Raw genomic sequence first — 22,890 nt, forward strand, 5'->3', positions numbered from 1 at the left:
AAAGGCGTCACCGGGGCTGGTATCCTGTGCTGGCATAGGTCAACCGCTCATCATAGCTCCACCGCTCATCGTAGCTCCACCGCTCATCATAGCTCCACCGCTCATCAATTCCCGAGGATGCCCACATGATCTCTTCACTCGATGCCTTGCGCCGTGGCCTGCAGGCCACGCCTGCCCGCCAGCTGATGCTGTGCGCTCTGCTGGCGACACCCTGGCTGTCGCTCAGTGCGGCCCATGCCGAGTCCAGCATGCCCGCCAGCAGCGCCACGCCGGAGATTCGCATCCCGCTGGTCTCGCTGGAGGCCCTGCGTCTGGCGCCGGTGGTGTCACCGCAGGGCGAGGCGCTGGGCAAGGTCGAGGATGTGCTCAGCGATACGCGTGGTCAGATCCATCGCCTGCTGATTCGCCCTGACGGCGGTGACAAGGCGGCCAGCATCGACTTCGCGCGCTTCACCCGTGAGGCGTTCAGTGACCCGCTGGCGGCCGCGGCGCCCGGCGACATCCGTTACCGCCTGGTGCTCGACATGACGCCGGAGCAGCTGATGTCCCGCGCGGACCAGCCGCTTTCCAATCGGCTGTCGCGTCAGCTGGAGCGCAGCATGGGGGAGGTCGGCAATGGGCTGGACACCTTCCGCAATCAGGCGGCGGAGGTGCTGCGTTCACTGGGCAAGCAGCTTGAAGGTGAGGGCGATCGATAGCATCTGAGGGAGAGAGACCCGCAACCGCCGAGAGGGAATGCATGAGTGAGTGGATGACAGCACTGCACGATTGGAATCTCGACCCTGCCGCCGCCGTTGCCAAGCAACGCGAAATGGCCACTCGACTGACACTGACACCGCCTTGGGGAGCAAGCCCCGGCGAGTGGCCAGCGACCATCACCGGGGTCGATATCGGCTTCGAGGATGGGGGCGAGGTGACACGCGCGGCGGTGGTGACGCTGGATCTGGCGACGCTGGAGCCCCTCGAGCAGCAGCTGACCCGTCAGCCGACACGCATGCCGTATATACCGGGCTTGCTGTCGTTTCGGGAGCTGCCCGCCGCCATCGCCGCCCTCGAATCGCTGGAGCGTGCGCCCGAATGCCTGATGGTGGACGGCCATGGCATCGCGCACCCGCGCCGCCTGGGCGTGGCGGCGCATCTCGGCCTGTGGTGTGACCTGCCATCCTTCGGCGTGGCCAAGAAGCGTCTGTGCGGCAAGCATGGTGAACCGGGCGATGAGCGCGGCGACTGGGTCGCGCTGACCGATCGCGTGCGTGAGGCGGATGGCGAGCTCGGCATCATCGAGAATAGCGAGCTGCCCAAACGCGAACAGCGCAGCCAGCTGGGCGCCGTGCTGCGCTCGCGCGCGAAGGTCAAGCCGGTGTTCGTCTCGCCGGGCCAGCGCATGAACCTGGACACGGCGCTGGCGATGACCCTGCACTGTCTGGGCAAGACCAAGCTGCCCGAGCCGACCCGACTGGCGGACCAGCTCGCCAGCCGGCGCCTCAAGCGGCTCCGCGATACCTAGCTGCCTCAAGCGGCTACGCTGAACCTGGCTTCGTGACGCCTGACCGCCGCTAGCCCTCGATCTCCAGTCGGCTCTGGCCGTTGCCCGAGGGGCGCACCGCGATACGCACCGGAATGCGTTCATGCATCTCGGCCACATGCGAGATGACCCCGACGCGACGGCCGCTGGCCTGCAGGCCATCCAATGCCTCCATCGCCAGGGCCAGCGAATCCGGGTCGAGGCTACCGAAGCCTTCATCGATGAACAGCGATTCGATGCGCAGCTCACCGGAGGCCATGCCCGCCAGGCCCAGCGCCAGCGCCAGTGAGACCAGGAAGGTCTCGCCGCCGGACAGCGAGTGCACGCTGCGCAGCTCGTCACCCATCTCGGTATCCACCACCACCAGCCCCAGCGGGCTGGCGCCGCGCGCCAGACGATAGCGACGAACCAGATTGGCCAGATGCAGATTGGCATGCTCGATCAGGCGCTCGAGATTGAAGGCCTGGGCGATGGTGCGGAACTTGGCACCGCTGGCACTGCCGATCAGCTCCGACAGCGCGCCCCAGCGTTCATGGACTGCGCGGGCGCGGGCCAGCTGCTCGCCAAGTTCGGCGCTGCCGCTGCGGCGTTGGTCATCATTGAGTATCGCCGCCTGCGCCGATTGATGGGCCTCGCGCACGGCAGTGAGGGGTGACTTGAGCGCCGCGATCAGAGTGGCCAACGCCTCGCCAAGCGCGTGGCTATCTTCCTCGGACTGTGGCTGCGCATCCTCCGGCGCGCCAGCGGCATCTTCCTGTGGGGGTTGCGCATGAGCCTGCAAGCGAGCATGTAGCGCAAGTGTCTGCTGGGCCTGGGCGCGGATGACGCCCATCTCTTCAGTTCCCGCCGTGCCTTCTCCTGCCACACCTTCTCTCGCCGGACCTTCTCCAGCGGGACCTGCTCCTGACGTCTCCACGGCGAGCGCTGCTGCCAGCTGCTCGAGTACCGTCTGCCAGCTGGAGGCCCGAGCGGCCTGCCAGTGGGTGAGCTGACGCGCATTGCGCTCCTCACACAGGGCATCCGCGCGTGCGACGCGCTCGTGGGCGCTGCGCAGTTGCTGGCGCAGTGCCTGCAGCTCGTGATCCTCGACGGCCAGCAACTCCGCGATGCGCGCGTCATCCAGGCCGGGGTTCGCTGTCTGCCAATGCGCGCGTTCGCGGTCGAGCGAGTCTTGCTCCTCGCGCAGCTCCGTCTGGCGTTGCTGCAGGTTGGCCTGCTGCTGCGTCAGCTGCTGTTGCTGGTCGCTCAATTCCTGCAGTGCCTGCCGCGCATCCTCTTGCTCGTTGCGCATCCGGGTGGTCAGCGACTCGATCCAGTCGGACCAGTCGCTCACGCTGGCATGCTGTCGCTTGGGGTCTGCGCTCAGCTGCTGGGCAAGCGTGGCGCAGAGTTGCTCGATCTCGCGCGCCAGCGCAGTGATCTGCGTCTCGCACTGTTGAAGCTGCGCCTCGCCATGCTGGCATTGCGTCGTCAGCGTGGCGTGGCGTGTTGCCAGTGCCTGGCGTTGCTCACGCAGCGGCGTCAGCTGACGCAGTGTCGTCACCAGCGTGTTCTGGCAGGCGTCCAGTTCCCCAAGGCGCTGCTCGATCAGTTGCAGTGCGTGGGCAGCCGGCAGCTGCGGCAAGGGTGCAAGCTGAGGCTGCTCCGACAGCGAATGCCGGGCCAGAAGCTCGGTCAGGTTCGTCTGGCAGCTCTGCGCCTGCTGCTGCAGGCGTTGCAGCTCCGTGTGCAGCTGGGTCTGTTCCTGCTGCAGATAGCCGAGCTGCTCCTCGAGGCGGGCGTGCTCGTGACTGGCCGTCTCCATGGCTTGCTGCGCGGTGGCCGTGGCCTGGCGGCGCTGGTCAAGGCGCTCGCGGGCCTGCTGTTCCAGCTGAGCGATCAGCGCCTCGGCCGGTGCGGCCTGGCCGGCGGCGGGGTGCTCGTGGCTGCCGCACACCGGACACTCCTCGCCCTGGACCAGCCCACGGCGCAGCGCCATCACGTTGTCGCTGCGTGCCAGACGCTCCTGCTCCTGCTGGCGGCGCTCGGCGTCTTCCTCGTGGCGCGCCTGATCACGGGCCTGCAATGCCTGCGCCTGCCGGGCAGACACATCCCGCAACGCCTGTTGTTGTCGGGGCAGTTGCTGCTCCAGCTCGACAAGACGCTGCTGCACCTCATCACGGCGAGCCAGACCACTGATCTGCTCGCTGAGTACGGGCTTGAGCTCCAGCAATGCATCGCGCTGACGTTGCAGCTGGTCACGATAGTCTTCGGCATCGCGCAGCGGCTGGCCTGACTCGTCGACCAGCGTCGCCTGCAGCTGCTGGAGTTGCTGCTCCAGCTGCTGGCGCTGGCGATCCTGTGCCTCCAGCTCCTGCTGATGTTGGCCGAGCGTGTCGCGCAGGCGTTGCTGTTCACTCTGCTGGCTGGCGTGTGCTTCGCGTTGTTGCGCCAGTCGCGAGGCCACCTGACGTGCCTCTTCAAGTTTCGGCAGTTGCTCGCCACGCCAGGTATCGCAGCGCTGCATGCGTTCATCGGCGGTGTGCCTGGCGGCTCTGGCCTGCTCAACCCTGGGCGACAGGGCGCCGAGCTGCTGCTCCAGCTGGGCCAGTTGCGTGACCAGCTGCGCATGCTGCGGCGCGATCGCCTTGAGGCGCAGCAGGGCAGGGCGAATCGGCGCGAGGGCTTCCAGGGCGCTGAGTTGCTCGCGCTGACGGGAAAGCGCATCACTGGCGGCGTGGGCCTCGGTCTGCTCCTGCTGCGCCTGACGCAGGGCCTGTTCGAGCTCGCCCGCCGTGGTGGTCCACTGGTGGTAGGCCGTCAGCGCATCATGCTGTTCGCTGAGCCGGGTCATGGTCGTCTGGCGCAGACGCACCTCCTCCTCGAGCGCCTGGCGCTCCTGCGGGCTGGCCGGTAGCTGGCCTTCCAGCTTGCGCTCCAGTTCATTGACGGCCTCGCGGGCGGCGCGCTCGCGCTCATGGGCGGCCATCGAGATCTCGGAGTAATGGCCGGTATCGGTCAGCTTCTCCAGCAACTCCGAGCGTTCATTGTCATTGGCACGCAGGAAGGCGCTGAACTCGCTCTGCGCCAGCAGTACGGCGCGGGTGAACTGCTCGAAATTCAGCCCCAGCCTGTCGATGATCAACGCCTTGGCGTCATTGCTGGTGGTGTTGAGGGTCTGAGCCGGCTGGGTGTCATCGCCGGTGGGCAGCAGCTGGAGATGTTGCTTGGCATTCTGCAGGCGCCCGCCGGGCTTGCCGCGCGCGCGGCTGACCGTCCAGCTGGCGCGATAGCGCAGGCCATCGCGGCCGATGAAATCCACCTCGGCCTTGCCTTCGCCGCAGCCACGCCGGAGCAGGCTGCGCGGGTCCTTGAGCGTCAACTGATGCTCGCCGACATCCTCCAGCTGACCGCCACTCGGCGTCTGGCGCAGGCGCGGCGTGGTGCCATAGAGCGCCAGACACAGGGCATCGAGCAGCGTGCTCTTGCCGGCCCCGGTGGGGCCGGTGATGGCGAACAGGCCGGCATCGGACAGCGGTGCCTTCTCGAAGTCGACTTCATGTGCGCCGGCCAGCGAGGCCAGGTTGTCGAGGCGCAGGGCGAGAATCTTCATGCCTGACCTCCCTTGGCCTTGTCTGCCGTGCCAGTCTTGTCTATCGAAGCCGCCTTGTCGGCCTTGCGAGCAGGTCGGGTGGCTGGCTCGCCTTCGAGACGCGTCTCGCGCGCGGCCTCGACCTCCTCGAGCAGCTGGGCGAAATCCTCGATCAGCGTCGGGTCCGGCTCATTGTCATAGGTGGCGCGATAGTGACGCTCGAACAGCCCCATCGGCCCCAGCTCATCGAGCTTCACGCCTTTCGGCGCGCGATGCTCGGCACTGGGGGCCGGGTAGCGGGTGACCAGCTTGATCAGTCGCAGCGGCGCGCCTTCCAGCAGCGCCTCGATGCGGGCGCGCAGGTCGATGAGCGGGGCTTCCAGTTGCACGGTCACTTCCAGCCACGGCCAGCGTGTCGGCTCGAGATCCGCCTGCGCCTCGGCGACCAGCGCCGTGAGTTGAGCGGTGATCTCGGCCAGGGGCGCAGGCCCGACGCGCGTGAGCGCGACATGGCAGGGCACGCGATGCTCCGCGACCTTCTCCAGGCTTTCATTGTTGAGCGTGACATCGAGGATGCGGTGACCGTAGTCGACCTCGGAGAAGTCCATCGCCAGCGGCGTGCCGCAGTAGCGGATGCGCTCCTCGCCGCCCACGCGCTGCGGGCGATGCAGGTGGCCCAGTGCCACATAGGCGATGTCGTCGGGGAACAGGCTGGTCGAGAGCGCCTCTTCGCCGCCCATCAGGATCGGGCGCTCGCTGTTCTCGGACACCTCGCCGTCACGCATGTGGGCATGGCCCATGGCGATCAGCGCCTCGCCGGGCTGGCGGGCGGCGCGCGCAGCACTGACCAGCTGCTGGTGCACGCGGGCCACGCCGTCGCGGTAGGCCTCGCTGCGGGTGCGTTCGGCCTTGCCTGCAGCTTGCCCTTCCTGCTCGGCTTGCTCGCCGCTGCTCAGGCCGGTGACCTCGGCCGGGCGCAGAAAGGGCACCGCCAGGCACAGGGCGCGGCGCTTGCCGTCACGATCATGCAGGGGCACCAGCAGATGCTGGCAGTCGAGACTGTGAGCATCGCCGCCGTCGGCGGAATCATCCACCCAGCGCACACGCCCCAGCGCATGGGTCTTGAGACGTGCCAGCAACGCGGCCGGCAGCTCGATGCGCGAGCCGGAATCGTGATTGCCGGCGATCATCACGATCTCCAGCGCCGCGTCCTGCTCGTGGGCGCGCACGATGAAGTCGTAGAGCAGTTCCTGGGCGGCCAGGCTCGGGTTGACCACATCGAACAGGTCTCCGGCGATCAGCAGCGCATCCGGCGCCAGAGTCTTGAGCTGCCCGAGCAGCCAGTCGAGAAAGGCAGCGTGCTCGACATGACGGCTCTGGCCGTGAAAGCTCTGGCCGAGATGCCAGTCGGAAGTGTGCAGAAAGCGGAAGCTCACGATGGGGTCCTTGCGAAGTCGTCTGGCCGGCGGCTGGGGCTGGGGCAAGCCGGGCCGGGTGAAATGCTGCCCAGTGTACGGTCTGGCTTCGCTGGGGCGGAAGAGGGCACGGCCTCAAGCCGCTCAAGGTGCGGCGCATTATCAGGCAGATGATCTGGATCAAGGCCTTCCACGGGCAAAATCGACAAAAGTCGCTACGCTGAAAGTCGAGGCCCTTGTCATTCACCGACAAGCCCGCGCGATGGCAGCGTGTGGGAGTTGCCTCAAGCGAATCACATCAGCGGAGAAGCCCGCATGGGGCTTTCTTGCGCACAGTCTTCGCAACGTCTTCAAGCTGACTTGGATAACAATCAGGCTGGTGACAGAGGATGCTGTTACCGACGCCCAGAGATGACAGGAAGGATTCGAAATGCGCCAAGGTCTTTTTGCTTCACCTCGTCCCGACAATCTCGGCCTGCATGATGGCATGCTGGCTCCGGCCCCCAGCACCCCCAACGGGGTCAGTTCCCAGGCCACTGACAGCAAGCATTATGTTGCGCCACTCCCGATGCCGCAGGATTGCTGCGTCAGTGCGATGGAGAAGTTGCACGGCATCATAGAATCGATGGGTCATGCTGAAATCGTCAGCGAAGATGGCGGCTATCTGCACGCCGAGTTCCACACCCCCGTGCTGGGCTTCGTTGATGATGTGGAAATCGTCTGCAATGAAGAGGAGGGGGTCTGTCATGTGCGCAGCGTCTCGCGCAGAGGGCATTCCGATCTCGGCAAGAACCGCCAGCGGGTCGAGGACATTCGCCAGCGCCTGGAAGGCTGGGGCTACTGCAGCTGACGCTTGTCGATGAACCTGAACCTGAACCTGAACCTGGACCTGAACCTGGACCTGAACCTGAACCTGAATCTGAATCCAGGTCTCGGGCGTCGCTCGGCAGGCGCGGGAAGATGATTCACTGCATGACACCCACCACGTCCCTCATTGCTTGAACTGCACAGGATGACGTTCACCACCCCGGTCCGCCTTCTCGAGGCACCGGGGTTTTTCATGCCAACTCTTGGCAAGGTCGGCGTGATTTCCCGCAAGACCCCTGCCAAACAGTGAGCGAACGCTACCCAGCCAAGGTCGCCTTTGCTACTCTGGACGCGATACATGAGACGCATGATTGCATCGACCTGTATTGTGTTTTTTGCAATACAGTGATGCGTCGTACGCTGGCAGGATTCCGCATGATCGCCACGCCTCCGGGGCAACCCCGGTGCTTTCAGTCATCATCAGCACGACTTCCGCTCCGTGACCGATGATGTCTCTCGGTTGGATGATGTCTTTCGATTCGATGATGTCTCTCGACAGGATGATGTCTCTCGATTCGATGATGTCTTTCGACAGGATGACGTCTCTCGATTCGATGATGTCTCCCCGACTGAAAGCCTCCAAGACAAGATGTGCGACGCGTGAATCACCCTTGACCATCGCTGGACACCAGCCCCCGCTAAACAGAGATCCATGAACGATTCCGTCCCCGCAGCGGGCTCCGCCCCCGCTGCACACGATTTGCCCAACGAAAATTCGCTCAAGCGTGGTGATATCAAGGTACTCGGTCTGTCCGCTCTCGGCGGCGCCCTCGAGTTCTATGACTTCGTCATCTTCGTGTTCTTCGCCACCGTCGTCGGCCAGCTGTTCTTCCCGCCCGACATTCCCGAGTGGCTGCGTCAGGTGCAGACCTTCGGCATCTTCGCCGCCGGTTATCTGGCGCGCCCGCTGGGTGGCATCATCATGGCCCACTTCGGCGATACGCTGGGCCGCAAGAAGATGTTCACGCTGTCCATCTTCATGATGTCGCTGCCGACCCTGCTGATGGGCATGCTGCCGACCTATGCCGTCATCGGCATGTGGGCGCCGCTGCTGCTGATCATCTTGCGTCTGTTCCAGGGCGCGGCGGTCGGAGGTGAGGTACCGGGTGCCTGGGTGTTCGTCAGTGAGCACGTCGCACCGCGTCACAATGGTCTGGCCTGCGGCACGCTCTCGATGGGCCTGGTGGGTGGCATCCTGCTCGGCTCGCTGATGGCCAGCGCCATCAACAGTGTCTACACCCCGCAAGAGGTCAGTGATTTCGCCTGGCGGATTCCGTTCATCATCGGCGGCGTGTTCGGGCTGTTCTCGGTCTATCTGCGTCGCTGGTTGCACGAGACGCCGGTATTCGCCGAGATGCAGCAGAAGAAGGCGCTGGCCGCCGAGCTGCCCTTGAAGATGATCCTGCGGGAGCAGCGTCCGGCGATTGCCGTGGCGATGGCGGTCACCTGGATTCTGACCGCTGCCATCGTGGTCGTGATCCTGATGACGCCGAGCCTGATCGCGGGCCTCGAGGGCCTGAGCCGCGCCGCGGCCTTCTCCGCCAACAGTCTGGCGATCGTGGCGGTGTGCGTCGGCTGCATCGTCTCCGGTTACATGGTCGATCGCATCGGCGCCGGCGTCACCCTGGTGCTGTGGAGCACCTTGCTGGGCATCACCTACTGGGTCTTCCTCGCCACCATGCACTCAGACCCCAGCCTGCTGGTGCCGCTCTACTGCCTGACCGGCTTCAGCGTCGGCATCGTCGGCGCGGTGCCGAGCATCGCGATCCGCGGCTTCCCGCCGGCGGTGCGCTTCACTGGCCTGTCGTTCTCCTACAATGTCGCCTACGCCATCTTCGGTGGCTTCACGCCGATTCTGGTCTCGCTGATGATGACCGTCTCGCCGCTGTCGCCGACCTGGTACGTGGCGGCGCTGTCGCTGATGGGCGTGGTGCTCGGCCTGTGGCTGGCGATCAGCCCGCGCGGCCGCGAACTGATGCGCATCGTCTGATCAGCGTGTCTGCTATCGCAGGATGAGAGGCAGGCCCTTGTGGCCTGCCTCTGCCTGAAAACGCGCATCACCCTCTGGGTGGTGCGCGTTTTTCGTTTGGGCCGGCGCCACGGCGACGCTAGGATAGAGCCATTCATTGTCTCTCCGCGCAGCGGCTTGCCACGGCCACGATGGCCGGGTTGTCACTCCCAGCAGGATGCCCGCATGTTTACCGTTCTTCACGCCAATCACCTCGAGGACCTGCGCGATCTGGCCCTCAAGGTGATCAAGGCCGCGCCTCAGCCTCCGCTGGTGCCGGAAACCTTCCTCGTCCAGTCCAACGGCATGGCCCAGTGGCTGAGATTGTCATTGGCCGAGGCCGATGGCATCGCCGCCTCGGTGGATTTTCCACTGCCCTCAAGCTTCGTGTGGCGTGCCTATCGCGGGGTATTGGGCGGCGTGCTGGGCGACGAGATTCCGGAACTGTCGCCCTTCGACAAGGGCCCGCTTGCCTGGCGCCTGCTGCGCCTGCTGCGCCTGCTGCCGGGGCTGCTGGCCGATGAATCCCAGGCCGAATGTTATGCGCCGCTCAGGGATTACCTGTGTCGCGACGAGCGTGGCCAGCTGATCGAGGCGGTCGGTGAGGACGCATTGCCAGCGCTGCCCGAGGGTCCCGAGGCCGAACGTCAGCAGTGGCAGCTGGCTTGCCAGCTGGCGGACCTGTTCGATCAGTACCTCAACTATCGCCCCGAGTGGGTACGCAGTTGGGAGAGCGGGCTGGAAGACGACAACTTCCGGGATGCCTTCGCGCGCCAGCAGGCCGCAAGCGAGCTGCCGGCCAATCTGCTGCCCGACAACCTGCCGGATAGCCAGCAGTGGCAGCCGGCACTGTGGCGCGCGGTGCTGGCCGATGCGCCATCCAGCAGCCGCCAGCATCACCGTGCCGCCCTGCATGGTCGCTTCGTCGCGGCGGCGCGCGCGCTGGAGACACTGCCCTCGACACGTCGTCATCCACTGCCGCCACGCCTGTTCGTGTTCGGTATCTCGGCGTTGCCGGGCCAGACGCTGGATGCGCTGCATGCGCTGTCCGGGGTGATGGACATCTACCTGATGATCACCAATCCCTGCCGCCATTACTGGGGCGATATCGTCTCCGACCGCGAAGCCGTGCGGCGCAGTTCGCGAGCAGACAGCCAGCGCATGGACAGCGAGCGCCTCGCGCAACAGCGTGCCCGTCACCCCGAGGCGCCGGCGCTGATCGGGCTGGCGGAGGAGGAGTTGCACCTCAAGGCCAACCCGCTGCTGGCAGGGCTTGGCGCACAGGGGCGTGACTTCATCGTCAGCCTGTATGAATTCGAGAGTGCACTGTCGGGGCGTGACAGCGGCTTCGATCTCGAGCTGGACGTCTTCGTGCCGCGCATCAGCGAGGACATGCCACCCGAGCAGGCACCGCTGCTGCAGCAGATCCAGGACGAGATACTCGAGCTGGTCCACCCCGGCGAGCGTGCCCTGGCCGAGGGCAGTCCGCGGGTGCTCGCGGCCGATGACGACTCCATCAGTCTGGTCAGCGCCCACTCGGCGCTGCGCGAGGTCGAGATCCTCCATGACCGCCTGCTGGCGGCCTTCGAGCGCGCCCATGAGGCCGAGAAACGCGGTGAGGGCGAGCCGCTGCTGCCGCGCGACATCCTGGTGATGGTGCCCGACATCGACCGATATGCCCCCTATATCGAGGCGGTGTTCGGTCAGCTGCCGCCGGGCAATCCGCGCCATATTCCCTTCACCATCGCCGACCGCGTGGCCAGCCAGGCCAATCCGCTGCTCGGGCTGGTGCTGATGCTGCTGGAGCTGCCGGAGCGCCGCCTCGGCGTCAGCGAGGTGCTGGATGCGCTGGATGTCGCCGCCTTCCGGCGTCGTTTCGCCATCGAGGAGGGCGAGCTCGAGCGTCTGCGGCGCTGGCTGGCCGACAGCGGCGTGCGCTGGGGACTCTCCGGTGAGCACCGGGAGCAGCTCGGCTTCATGCCCCTCGACGAGAACAGCTGGCGCTTCGGGCTCGAGCGCATGCTGCTGGGCTACGCCACCGGCACCCCGGCGGCCGGGGGTCCCGCGCAGGGGGAACTTGGAGATGAGCAAAATGGCGCTCCGATGGACGATCTGATGGACGGCCTTGTCGACATGAACGGCCTGAGCTTCGACGGCGTGGTGCCCTTCGATGAAGTGGCCGGTCTCGAGGCCGAGCTGGCAGGCAAGGTCGGCGAGCTGATCGAGAGTCTGGATCGCTGGCGGCGCTGGCTGGATACCTCGCGTACGCCGGCGGACTGGGCCACCACGCTGCAGCGGCTGTGGGAAGAGAGCCTCAGCCCGGACAGCGCCGAGGAATTCGACATTCTGGCGCGCCTGCAGGCGGCGCTCTCACGCCTCGACAAGGGCTGGCAGCAGGCCGGTTTCGAGGGCTGCCTGTCGCTCAAGGTGGTGCGCGAGGCGCTGCGCGGCGAGCTGGACAGCGGTGGTCTCGCCCAGCGCTTTCTCGCCGGGCGGGTCAACTTCGCCACCCTGATGCCGATGCGTGCGATTCCCTTCCGCGAAGTGCACCTGCTGGGCATGAACGATGGCGACTACCCACGGGTGCGCATGCCGCAGGATTTCGACCTGATGGCCAGCCGCCCGCAGGCGGGGGACCGCTCACGGCGCGACGATGATCGCTACCTGTTCCTGGAGGCGCTGCTGGCGGCGCGGGATCGCCTGTCGATCTCGTGGGTCGGGCGTGACCAGCGCGACAACGGCGAGCGGCCGCCCTCGGTGCTGGTCGGTGAACTGCTCGACTACATCGAGCTGGGCTGGGAGCCCGAGCAGCCGCACTCCACCAAGCGTTCGCGCGAGGCGGCGCTGCGAGAGCGCCTGATCACCGAACACCCGCTGCAGCCATTCTCGCGGCGCTATTTCCATGCCTCCCAGGCAGCGGCCGTCGATCTGTTCAGCTATGACGCCAGCTGGTCGAGCCTGTATCGCGCGGCGGGTCAGGCTCAAGTGACTGAAACACTTCAGGAAAACCCAAGCAATGCCAGTCAGGTGAAAGCGGCGGCAGTGACTGCCTTGAGGCAGCTGGTGGAGCAGGCGCCGGAGTCCCATCTGCGCCTCGGTGCCGATTCGCTGGCGCGCTTCCTGCGCCGGCCCTGGCAGCTGGGGCTGGACCGCGTCGGCGTGCGCTTCCGCGATGCCGAGGTGCCGGATGAAGACAACGAACCCTTCGCCCCCGACGGGCTGGAGAACTTCACCCTGACCCGCGAGCTGCTGGACGCCGCGCTTGCCGGGCAGTCACTGCCGCTGGCCGCCGAACGTCTGCGCCGGGCTGGGCGGCTGCCGGCGCTGGGCTTTGCCGATGCCTTGATCGAACCGCGTCTCAAGCGTCTCGATCAGCAGCTGGCCAGCTGGCGTGACCAGCTCAGCGATGCCATCTCGCTGCCGCCGCGTACCCTCGAGGTACCGCTGATCATGCAGGATGAGGGCGGCGAGATGCTGCGCGTGACCCTCACCACGCGTCTGATCAGCCGTCAGCAGCTGCGCGATGACGCCGAGGGCGAGAGCCGCCTGCTGGCCACGCTGGAGGCGACCCACTTCGGCACCCTCAAGCCCGGCAAGGAAGGGCGCTACAGGAAGCTCGGCAAGCCGCATCGTCTGCTGGCCGGCTACCTCGACTGGCTGATGGCCAACGCGCGTCCCGGCCTCGGGGAAGTGGCAGGTGATCAGGGCGCAAGCCGTGAGGGCTATCAGTGGCTGGCGGTGTTCGAGGACCGCTGGCTGCTGTTCCCCGCGCTGCGCATCGAGCAGGCCGAGGCCGCGCTGCGCCATCTCGTCAAGGCCTATGCCCAGGGCTGGCAGGCGCCGCTGGCGGCCGCGCTGGAACTGGCGACCACCCTCTGGGAGGTGGTGGGCGAGGAGGATCGCAATGCCCTGTTCGGTGCACTCAAGGCGCAGGCCGCGGACGGCAGCGCAAACCTTGAGACGGCGCTCGGGGCCATTCACAAGCCCTGGCTTGCCGACGGCCTGGCGCGCGCCATGGAAACCCGCTTCAGCGAAGACATCTTCAAGGGCCCCCAGGCGCTCAGGCGGCAGGAAGGCGCGCTGGGCGAGCTGTGGCCGGAGTTCGAGGCCTTTGCACAGGCCGGCGGCGTGCTCAACAGCGTGCAGCTCTACCAGCCGCTGATCGAGAGCATGATCGGTGTGCGGCAGGGCATTCTCGGCGAACGCGCGGTGGAGCTTGCCACCGGGAAGGCGACGTCATGAGCGATACCGGAGTGGAAGACATGCGCGGTGTGGAGAGTGGCGTGAGGAGTGGCATCGCTCAGGACAAGGAAGCGGCAATGAGTGACGAGATGGATCAGAGCCAGCAGGGCCAGGCCCTCGATATTCCGACGCTGCCGCTGCTCGGTCAGCACCTGATCGAGGCGAGTGCCGGTACCGGCAAGACCTTCACCCTCGCCGCGCTCTACGTGCGGCTGGTGCTCGGGCCCTTGCCCGGCCAGGACGCGGGCGTCTGCTATCCGCGCCCGCTGACGCCGCCGGAGATACTGGTGGTGACCTTCACCGAAGCCGCCACCGCGGAGCTTAGAGACCGAATTCGAGCGCGCCTCAAGCAGGCGCGTGAGGCGCTGCTGGAGCGTGCCAGTCCTGATCCGGTGCTGGCCGAGTTGCTCGCACCGCTGCTGACACCATCACCTGCCGAGGACGCAGCGCGCCTCAAGGCTGCCGCGGCACGGCGCCTCGATCAGGCCGCGCGCCTGATGGATGACGCCGCCATCTTCACCATCCACGGCTTCTGCCAGCGCATGCTCAGTCGACATGCCTTCGATGCCGGCGGACGCTTCGGCGCCGAGCTGTTGCAGGATGGCCAGTCGCTGCTGGCGCGCTGCGTCGAGGATTACTGGCGCTGCGAGTTCTATCCGCTGGCCCGCGAATGGCAGGCCTTGATCCGTGGGCGCTGGGCCGGGCCTGACGCGTTGGGAGAAGAGCTGCGCGGCCTGCTGCGGGATGGCACGCCACGCCCGCTGTACCGCGACGGCGAATGTCTTGAGGCCCCGCATGACCTGAGCGAGCTGCTCGGCAATGCCGAACAGTGGCGTCAGCAGCAGGAGGCCGCCCGGCGCGCCGTCGAGGAAAGCTTCGATGAGGCGGCCATCCGCGCGGTGATGGGCGAAGCCTTCGCCAGCAAGGCCCTCAACGGCAACAGCTACAAGGAGGCCGAACTCGAGCCCCGCCTGGCGGCGACGGCCGCCTGGCTGGCCAGCGGCGAGCACGACTTCGCCGCCGACATGCTCGACAGCAAGAAGCTGTGCTGGCTGAGTCAGGCCAAGCTCGAGAAGGGCACCAGGAAGAACTGCCAGACGCCGCGTCATCCCTTCTTCGCGGCGCTGGACATGCTGGCCGAGGTGCCCGCCCCGGACGCCGTGCTGCTGGATCAGGTCGCCGTGCACGCGCGTGACAGCGTCGCCCGTGCCCTGATCTGCGAGAAGCGCCGCCTCGGGCTGTGGGAGTTCTCGGACCTGCTCAATGATCTCGATCACGCACTGGACCCGTCGCTCAATGGCGAGGCCAGCCAGCGACTGGCGCGCCAGATCCGTCAGGAGCTGCCGGTGGCGATGATCGACGAATTCCAGGACACCGATCCGGTCCAGTACCGCATCTTCCGGCGCATCTATCCGCAGACGGCGGGCGATGGCCCGACTGATGGCGATGCCTTCAGCAACGATGTCGGCATCGATGCTGGCGAGGCGCCCAGCACGCTGTTGATGATCGGTGATCCCAAGCAGGCCATCTATGCCTTCCGCGGCGCCGATATCGACACCTATCTGGCGGCGCGCAAGGTCACCAGCTCGCGCTTCACCCTGCCGCGCAACTTCCGCTCCAGCGCCGCGATGGTATCCGCGGTGAATGCCCTGTTCGCCCAGCATCAGGCGCCCTTCGGCAGTGAGGACATTCCCTTCCAGCCGGTCGAGGCCCAGGGCACGCGCACCCGGCTGGTGCTGCGTCATCCGGATGGCCGCGAAGAGGCCGCCTGCGCGCTGAATCTGTGGTGGGCCAGCGGTGAGCGTCTGAGCGCCGATGACCACCGCCGCGCCATGAGTGGTGCCTGTCGCGCCCAGATCCAGGCCTTGCTGGAAGGACAGCAGCGTCTGGCGGCGGGCGAGCCGGGGCTGGTGTTCATGGACGAAGGGGATGCGGCGCCGCGTGGCGTGGCCGCCAGCGATATCGCCGTGCTGGTGCGCAACGGCCGCGAGGCTGCGGCGGTGCGGGGCGCGCTGGCCGAAGGCGGCATTCGCAGCGTCTATCTGAGCGAGAAGAGCTCGGTATTCGACACGCCGGAGGCCTTCGAACTGCTGCAGCTGTTCGAGGCCGTGGCCCATCCGCGTGATGACCGCCGCCTGCGCGCGGCGCTGGCGACGCGGCTGCTGGCCGAGGATCTCTCGCTGGTCGAACGCCTCGCGGTGGATGAGCTGGCCTGGGAGCGTGAGGTCGAGCGTTTCGATGGCTATCACCGCGACTGGCAGCGGCGTGGCGTGCTGCCGATGCTGCGCGGCGTGATGCGCGACTTCCGGGTCGGTGAGCGGTTGGCGGTGCGCGCCGGGGGTGAGCGCGCCCTGACGGATGTGCTGCACCTTGGTGAGCTGGCCCAGAATGCCGCCCAGCGCCTCGATGGCGAGCAGGCGCTGCTGCGCTGGTGGCATCAGGCGCTGGAATCCGGCCATGAAGCGCTGGACAGCGACAGCCTCAGTCAGCGACTGGAAAGTGATGAGGGGCTGGTGCGCGTCGTCACCATCCACAAGTCCAAGGGGCTTGAGTATCCCATCGTGCTGTTGCCGTTCATGGCCAGCTTCCGCGCGGCCGAGCCGGACAGGAATTTCGGCCTGCTGACCCTCAAGCAGCGCTGGCTGGCTTCGGCTGACGTGGAAGGTGATGACGAGGGAGGCGCTGACGAGGAAGACGATAACGAGGAAGTGCCTGCTCACAGAGTCGATCAGGAGGATGACGCTCTCGATGACAGCATCCTGGTCAAGAAGCCCTCCAGGGAGGCCATCGCGGCGGCCGACCATGCACGGCTGATGGAAGATGTGCGTCTGCTCTACGTGGCGCTGACGCGTCCCAAGTTCGCCTGCTGGCTGGGGCTGGCGCCTATCGGCAAGGGCGGTTTCAGCAAGCAGCTGAGCCTGCCGTCCACCGCCGTCGGCTACCTGCTTGGCCTGAGTGATACCCCGGATATCGAGGCCAGCGCCATCGAGGCCGCGCTGCACGGCTGGTGTGATCAGCAGTCTGCCGGACTGGCGCGCGTTTCCGGCCTGCCCACGCCAGTAGGCCATGAATATCAGCCCCCGGCGGAGCGCGATCAGCACTTCCACGGCGCGCGCCACTTCGCGGGTGGTATCGAGGATGACTGGTGGATCGCCTCCTACACCGCCTTGCTCACCGATGCCCGTCAGGTGACGGCGGCGCTGGAAGACACCGCCGATGCCGCGGATGACCGCGTGCCCGAGGGCGCCACCGAGATCGCGCTGGAAGAGGGCGAGCAGGGCCTGACGCGCCCGGACCGCGAGGTGGCGGGGCAGTCCGGCCCGCTGCTGGCCGGCGGCCTGCCGATGACGGTGGGCGAGATCCATCTGCATGATTTCCCGCGCGGACCGCGCCCGGGGACCTTCCTGCATGGTCTGCTGGAAGCGGTGGATCTCGATCGTCTCGGTGCGGATGACTATCGCGGCGAGCTTGAGCGGCTGGTGGGCTCGCGGCTGCATTTCGGTGGCTTCGATGCCAGCTGGCAGCCGCGCCTCACCGACTGGCTGGAGCAGGCGCTGACCCGCCCGCTGCAGGGCTTCGAGGGCGAGCCTATCCTGCTCAACCGGCTGGAGGCCTGGCTGCCGGAGCTGGAATTCTGGCTGCCGGCCGTGCACGCACGCAGTCTGCCGCTGGATGCCGTGGTCACTGCGCTGGAACCGTTGCCGCGCTCGCGGCCCAGGCTCGCGCCACGTCGCATGCACGGCATGCTCAAGGGCTTCATCGATCTGACCTTCCAGTCCGGCGGGCGCTGGTACGTGCTGGACTGGAAATCCAACTATCTGGGCGAGCGCCCCGAGGATTATCTTGGCGAGTCACTGGCCCGCGCCATGGTCGAGCACCGCTACGACCTGCAATACGTGCTCTACACCCTCGCGCTGCATCGCCTGCTCAAGGCGCGCCTCGGTGAGGACTACGATTACGAGCGCTGCATGGGCGGGGTGCTGTATGTCTTCCTGCGTGGCCTGGATGGCGGCGGTGACTCACCCGCGCTTGCGGTGGATGAGACTGAAGCGACGCCCGGCCGGCCCCTTGAAGGGATAGCGACGCCCGGCCGGCCCTTTGAAGGGGCAGCGACGCCCGGCGTCTTCCAGCGCAGGCCATCACAGGCGCTGATCGAGGCGCTGGATCTCTGGCTGGGCGGCGACAGCTCCGCATTGGATAGCCTGCTCCTCAACACCACCGACACCTCGCCACTCACCCAAAGCGGCCAGCAGGGGGCCTTCGATGTCTGACACCATGTCTGTGCCAACGCAGCAGCTCAGCGCTGCCCCTGACGCCCCGACTGCCGACACCCTGCTCGCCACGCTCGGCCTGTGGGTGGAGCTGGGCTGGCTTAGGCGCGTCGATGCCCATCTGGTGCGCTTCATGGCGCGCCATGTGCCGGAGGCCCCGGCCAGCGTGCTGCTGGCGGCCGCGCTGGCCAGCCATCAACTGGGGCGCGGGCATGTGTGCCTGTCGCTGTCGCGGGCGCTGGCCGAGCCACGCGCGACCCTGTCGTTGCCGCCGCTGGAGCAGTCCGAGGCGCATCTGGCCGAGGTCAGCGTGGCCCTGCCGGAGGCCTTCCTGGCGGATATCGATGCCGGCCACTGGGCCGAGCAACTGGCGGCATCGCGGCTGGTCAGCGTGCTGGCGCAGGCCGATTCCCCGGCAGGCCATCTGCCGCTGCGCCCGCTGGTGCTGGTGGGCGAGCGCCTCTATCTGCGCCGTTACTGGCAGGCCGAGCGTGAAGTCGCGGCGGGGCTGCGTGCGCGGATGGGGCCGAGCGAGGAGGGCGAGGCGCGGGTCAGTGATGCGCTGGGCGAGCGTCTGCGCGAGCTGTTCGCCAGCAATCAGCCGGACCCGCACGGCGAGCCGGACTGGCAGAAGCTGGCCTGTGCCCTGGCGTTGCGTCAGCGCCTGACGGTGATCTCCGGCGGCCCCGGCACCGGCAAGACCACCACCGTCACGCGCCTGTTGGCGCTGTTGCAGGCTCAGGCGCTGGCGGGTGGGACTGATGGTGCAGAGGGCGAGCTGGAGAGCGAAGAGACAGCCCAATCGCACGAGCGGCGGGCGCTGGATATCCGCCTGGTCGCCCCGACCGGCAAGGCGGCGGCGCGGCTGTCGGAGTCGATCCGGGGGGCGGTGGCGAAGCTCGAGGTGCCAGACGTGGTACGCGCCGCCATCCCGCGCGAGGCAAGCACCGTGCACCGACTGCTGGGCGCACGGCCGGATTCGCGTCACTTCCGCCATCACGCCGGCAACCCGCTGGCGCTGGATCTGCTGGTGGTGGATGAGGCCTCGATGGTCGATCTCGACCTGATGGCCGCACTGCTCGGCGCGCTGCCCGCCCACGCCCGCCTGATTCTGCTTGGCGACAAGGACCAGCTGGCCTCGGTGGAAGCCGGCGCCGTGCTGGGCGATCTCTGCGAGCATGCGCTGCCGCCGCGCTACTCACCGGCATTGTGTGCCGACTTGAGCCGCCTGACCGGCGAAACGCTGGAACAGGCCATCGCCGCGCCTGATGGCCAGGACTTGGAGGAAACATCAGCGACACGTGGCCGCCTCGCCGATCACGTGGTGGTGCTGCAGAAGAGCTATCGCTTCTCCGCCGACAGTGGCATCGGCGCCCTGGCACGCGCCAGCAACGCCGGTGATCGTCAGGCGCTGCGCGATGTCTGGAAGGCCGGTTATCGCGACATCGCCTGGCTCAAGCTCAGTGGCCCGGAGGACCGCGATCTCGAGAAGCTGGTGGTCAATGGCTACCGCCCGGCGCTGGAGGCCGTGCGTGAGCGGCGCCCGGCGCGTGAGGTGATCGACCTGCTGCTCGAGTTCCAGCTGCTGTGCGCGCTGCGCCGTGGCCCCTACGGCGTCGATGGCCTCAACCAGCGCGTGGCGCGAGTGCTGATGCGGCGCGGCCTGATCGCGGACGAGCGCGGCTGGTACGCCGGTCGCCCTGTGATGGTGACGCGCAACGACCGCGCGCTGGGGCTCTACAACGGCGATGTCGGCATCACCCTGCCGGACCCCGCCGCCGGGGGGCGTCTGCGCGTGTTCTTCCCGGTCGAGGAGGAGGCGACGCCAGACACCGAGCGTGACGGGCAGGACACCGACATCCAGCGCTTCCACCGTGGCGTACGCGCGGTATTGCCGTCACGCCTCGAGGCGGTGGAGACCGTCTTCGCGATGACGGTCCACAAGTCGCAGGGTTCCGAGTTCCGCCATGTGTTATTCGTGTTGCCTGAGGGCGCCAATCCGATTCTGACCCGTGAGCTGGTCTACACCGGCATCACGCGGGCCAAGTCACGGGTCACGCTGGCGGGAACCCGCCGCGAGACGCTGGAAGGCGCCATTGAACGACGCGTGGTGAGAGCCAGCGGGCTGGTGCTCTAGGCCGGACACCGACGGATGATCGTCATCTCCGGCTCCGCCGCGCTCGACGGGAGGAGGGGACATGACGGACGTCAGCAGTCGCGTGAAGGAAAGGGCGCAGCCACAGAGCGAGATGCATGCCGTGGCGCTGGCCACGGCGGCCAGCCAGCTCAAGGACCCGCAGGCGGCGGTGGCCGAGCTTGCCCGAACGCTTGATCTGGCGCTGGGGGATCGCGAACGGCTCGGCGGGGTGCTGTTCTTCTGCTCGGCGGATTATCCGCTGGCGGCACTGGGCCAGGCGCTGGCCGCCACCTTCGGCGAGGTGCCGGTGAGCGGTTGCACCACCGCCGGTGAGATCACGCCCGCGGGCTATGCGCGCGGCTCCATCACCGCCATCGGCCTGGCGCGCAGTGACTTCGCGCTGGCGCAGGTGCTGATCGATGATCTGAGCGGTTTCGATCTTCCGCGTGCCCAGGCGCTGAGTGACGAGCTGCTGGCACGTTGTCGCGAGCAGGCCGTGGCGCCGGTGATGGGCAACAGCTTCGCGCTGACGCTGCTCGACGGGCTCTCGAGCAGCGAGGAGCAGGTGCTGGCGACGCTGGATGCGGCGCTGGGCAGCATTCCCGCCTTCGGTGGCTCCGCCGGGGATGACAATCGCCTGTCGCACACCTATGTCTACGCCGATGGCGTCTTTCATGATCAGGCGGCGGTCGTGGTGGTGGTCAATACGCGGCTGCCGTTCGAGGTCATCAGCACCCATCACCTCACGCCGCTGGCCGACAAGCTGGTGGTGACGGCGGTGGATCGTGATTCGCGCCGCGTGCTGGAGCTGAATGCCGAACCCGCCGCCGAGGAGTATGCGCGGCTGGCCGGCGTCGCTCCCGAAGCGCTGGAGGAGGCGGTCTTCGCGCGTTGTCCGCTGGCGGTGCGCATCGGCGAGGCGCATTACGTGCGCTCCATCCAGCGCGTGAATGATGATGCCAGCCTGAGTTTCTACTGCGCGGTGGAGACCGGCATCGTGCTCACCGCCATGCAGGCCACGCCGATTCTCGAGCAGCTCGAGCAGCGACTGGCCGAGGTGGAGGCGCGCCTGGGGCCGCCCGCGCTGACCATCGGCTGCGACTGCTTCCTGCGGCGCATGGAGATCGAGGCGCTGGCACTGGAGGATGAGGCCTCGCGCATGCTCAGGCGGCACCGGGTGATCGGCTTCAATACCTACGGTGAGCAGCATCACGGCATGCACATCAACCAGACCTTCACCGGCGTTGTGATCGGCCAGCGCCGGTCGGTTGCCGACGGCACGGGAGGAGAGGATGCCGCCTGATACGCCGCTGACCGAGCAGGGGTTTCTGACTGATCCGGACGCCCTGACTCAGACGGACGCTCAAAGCGCCGAACTCGCCGCCCTCAAGGCGCGCAATCGCCAGCTGGAGAAGATCAACGCCGCCCTGATCGAGCGGGTCGAATCCAGCAGCCCTTCACCGAGCGCGCCCTACGCCGCCTTCGAACATGCGGTGCTGCTGGCGGATCAGGTGCGCGAGCGTACCGATGCCCTGCATCGCACCCTCGATGAGCTGGGGGCACTAAATCGACGCCTCACCGCCGCCAAGGCCGCCGCCGAGGCGGCCAACCACTCCAAGACTCGCTTTCTGGCCGCCATCAGCCATGACCTGCTGCAACCCCTGAATGCCGCCCGGCTGTTCGCCAGCGCCCTGGAAGAGCAACTGGCGCGGCTGGCGCTGGATGCTTCCCTGCCGGGCGATGCCATTTCTGACGTCACGCCGGGCGATGCTTCGCAGGGTGTCTCCACGCCCGGCGAGCTGGTGGCGCGGCTGGGGCGCTCGCTGGCAGATGTCGAGAGTCTGCTGGGCACGCTGGTCGATATCTCGCGGCTGGATGCCGGCGTGCTGACGGCGGATGTCGCCGTCTTTCCGGTGCGTGAACTGCTGGATGTGCTCGCCGAGGAATATCGTCAGCTGGGCGCTGCCCGTGGGCTCGAGCTGCATTACGTGGCCAGTCATCTGAGCATCGAGTCGGACCTGCAATTGCTGGCGCGAGTGGTGCGCAACTTCCTGAGCAATGCGCTGCGCCATGTGCCGGATGGCTCGACGCGCGGGCGGGTGCTGCTGGGGTGTCGGCGTCGCGGTGACTGGATGGAGATCACCGTGGCCGACAACGGCCCCGGCATCGCCGAGCATCAGCGCGAGGTGGTCTTCCAGGAGTTCCGACGCCTGGCGCCGCGCCAGGACAACGAGCAGCGCGGCCTCGGGCTGGGGCTAGCGATCGTCAAGCGCATCACCGGCCTGCTGGAGCACCCCCTGTCGCTGACCAGCACGCCGGGGCGCGGCGCCGCCTTCGCGGTTCGCGTGCCGATTCGTCAGCCTGCCAGTGTGGGGGGGCCAGCGGCTGACGCGACTTCTCCCGGCCAGCCTTGCGCGTCACCGCTCGCGCAGCCGCTGCTCGATACCGTTATCTGGGTGGTCGAGGATGATCGGGAGGTGTGTGCCGGCATGCAGTCATTGCTCGGGGGCTGGGGCGCGAGTGTTTACTGCGCCGATGATGCCGAGGTGCTGTTGCAGCAGGCCGTGGCCGCGCCGCAGGTCTTGATCGTCGATCATCAGCTGGGCGAAGGGCAGCCCGATGGCCTCAAGCAGGCGCAACGCCTGCGGCAACGCTGGCCGGGCCTGCCGGTGGTAGTGATCAGCGCGGACCACTCGGCGCCGCTCAAGGCCAGGGCGCGTGCGCTCGGTTTCGGGTTTCTGCTCAAGCCGGTCAAGCCGCTGCGCCTGCGCCAGTTGCTGGTCAATTGTCGCTAGCCGCGCGCAGAGGTGCTGGAAGTGATGCTGCAAAGGGGGAGGAAGAGGAGCTGGAAAAG

The 22,890-nt window shown here is 67.2% G+C and carries 11 protein-coding genes; 9 read left to right on the plus strand and 2 right to left on the minus strand.

Annotated features, from left to right (window positions below; translation table 11 throughout):
• The first annotated feature begins 125 nt into the window (after positions 1-125).
• Positions 126-698 (plus strand): hypothetical protein, encoded by a 573-nt coding sequence (locus MKZ40_RS13895; RefSeq protein WP_175090190.1) that lies wholly within the window; start codon positions 126-128, stop codon positions 696-698.
• 53 nt (positions 699-751) lie between these two features.
• The gene (locus MKZ40_RS13900; RefSeq protein WP_175090191.1) at positions 752-1,507 is read left to right on the plus strand and encodes an endonuclease V; all 756 of its coding nucleotides are present in this window, start codon (positions 752-754) and stop codon (positions 1,505-1,507) included.
• 49 nt (positions 1,508-1,556) lie between these two features.
• On the opposite strand, the gene MKZ40_RS13905 is transcribed toward MKZ40_RS13900, so the two are convergent.
• Entirely contained in the window at positions 1,557-5,117 is a 3,561-nt protein-coding gene (locus MKZ40_RS13905; RefSeq protein ID WP_175090192.1) for an AAA family ATPase, read from the minus strand.
• The gene (locus MKZ40_RS13910; RefSeq protein ID WP_175090193.1) at positions 5,114-6,532 is read right to left on the minus strand and encodes an exonuclease SbcCD subunit D C-terminal domain-containing protein; all 1,419 of its coding nucleotides are present in this window, start codon (positions 6,530-6,532) and stop codon (positions 5,114-5,116) included. Before MKZ40_RS13910 ends, MKZ40_RS13905 begins: the two co-directional genes overlap by 4 nt.
• 409 nt (positions 6,533-6,941) lie before the next feature.
• On the opposite strand from MKZ40_RS13910, the gene MKZ40_RS13915 reads away from it, so the two are divergent.
• The 7 genes from MKZ40_RS13915 to MKZ40_RS13945 all read left to right on the plus strand — a co-directional run bounded on the left by MKZ40_RS13915 (position 6,942) and on the right by MKZ40_RS13945 (position 22,831).
• Entirely contained in the window at positions 6,942-7,361 is a 420-nt protein-coding gene (locus MKZ40_RS13915; protein ID WP_043333122.1) for a DUF1499 domain-containing protein, read from the plus strand.
• 669 nt (positions 7,362-8,030) lie between these two features.
• Positions 8,031-9,368 carry an MFS transporter gene (locus tag MKZ40_RS13920; protein ID WP_175090194.1) on the plus strand — a complete coding sequence of 446 codons (1,338 nt, stop codon included), beginning with the start codon at positions 8,031-8,033 and terminating at the stop codon, positions 9,366-9,368.
• A 204-nt stretch (positions 9,369-9,572) separates the two neighbouring features.
• Entirely contained in the window at positions 9,573-13,628 is a 4,056-nt protein-coding gene (recC, locus tag MKZ40_RS13925) for an exodeoxyribonuclease V subunit gamma (RefSeq protein ID WP_175090195.1), read from the plus strand.
• On the plus strand, positions 13,625-17,899 hold the full coding sequence (gene recB / locus MKZ40_RS13930) for an exodeoxyribonuclease V subunit beta (protein ID WP_175090196.1): 4,275 nt from the start codon (positions 13,625-13,627) through the stop codon (positions 17,897-17,899). Before recC ends, recB begins: the two co-directional genes overlap by 4 nt.
• A gap of 4 nt (positions 17,900-17,903) precedes the next feature.
• Positions 17,904-20,036, plus strand: a complete 2,133-nt coding sequence (gene recD, locus MKZ40_RS13935; RefSeq protein WP_217485905.1) for an exodeoxyribonuclease V subunit alpha — start codon at positions 17,904-17,906, stop codon at positions 20,034-20,036.
• A 112-nt stretch (positions 20,037-20,148) separates the two neighbouring features.
• Positions 20,149-21,339: a nitric oxide-sensing protein NosP gene (gene nosP / locus MKZ40_RS13940; protein WP_175090212.1), complete on the plus strand. Its 1,191-nt coding sequence runs from the start codon at positions 20,149-20,151 to the stop codon at positions 21,337-21,339.
• The gene (locus MKZ40_RS13945; RefSeq protein WP_175090198.1) at positions 21,329-22,831 is read left to right on the plus strand and encodes a hybrid sensor histidine kinase/response regulator; all 1,503 of its coding nucleotides are present in this window, start codon (positions 21,329-21,331) and stop codon (positions 22,829-22,831) included. The genes nosP and MKZ40_RS13945 overlap by 11 nt, the downstream gene beginning before the upstream one ends.
• Positions 22,832-22,890: the final 59 nt, after the last annotated feature.

This window comes from Cobetia sp. BMC6 (assembly GCF_029991385.1).
In the GTDB taxonomy this organism is placed as follows: Bacteria; Pseudomonadota; Gammaproteobacteria; order Pseudomonadales; family Halomonadaceae; genus Cobetia.

Coding starts and splice junctions, on each gene's coding strand:
- MKZ40_RS13895 (WP_175090190.1), top strand. CDS start 126: ATGATCTCTTCACTCGATGCCTTGCGCCGTGGCCTGCAGGCCACGCCT.
- MKZ40_RS13900 (WP_175090191.1), top strand. CDS start 752: ATGACAGCACTGCACGATTGGAATCTCGACCCTGCCGCCGCCGTTGCC.
- MKZ40_RS13905 (WP_175090192.1), bottom strand. CDS start 5,117: ATGAAGATTCTCGCCCTGCGCCTCGACAACCTGGCCTCGCTGGCCGGC.
- MKZ40_RS13915 (WP_043333122.1), top strand. CDS start 6,942: ATGCGCCAAGGTCTTTTTGCTTCACCTCGTCCCGACAATCTCGGCCTG.
- MKZ40_RS13920 (WP_175090194.1), top strand. CDS start 8,031: ATGAACGATTCCGTCCCCGCAGCGGGCTCCGCCCCCGCTGCACACGAT.
- recC (WP_175090195.1), top strand. CDS start 9,573: ATGTTTACCGTTCTTCACGCCAATCACCTCGAGGACCTGCGCGATCTG.
- recB (WP_175090196.1), top strand. CDS start 13,625: ATGAGCGATACCGGAGTGGAAGACATGCGCGGTGTGGAGAGTGGCGTG.
- recD (WP_217485905.1), top strand. CDS start 17,904: ATGTCTGTGCCAACGCAGCAGCTCAGCGCTGCCCCTGACGCCCCGACT.
- nosP (WP_175090212.1), top strand. CDS start 20,149: ATGCATGCCGTGGCGCTGGCCACGGCGGCCAGCCAGCTCAAGGACCCG.
- MKZ40_RS13945 (WP_175090198.1), top strand. CDS start 21,329: ATGCCGCCTGATACGCCGCTGACCGAGCAGGGGTTTCTGACTGATCCG.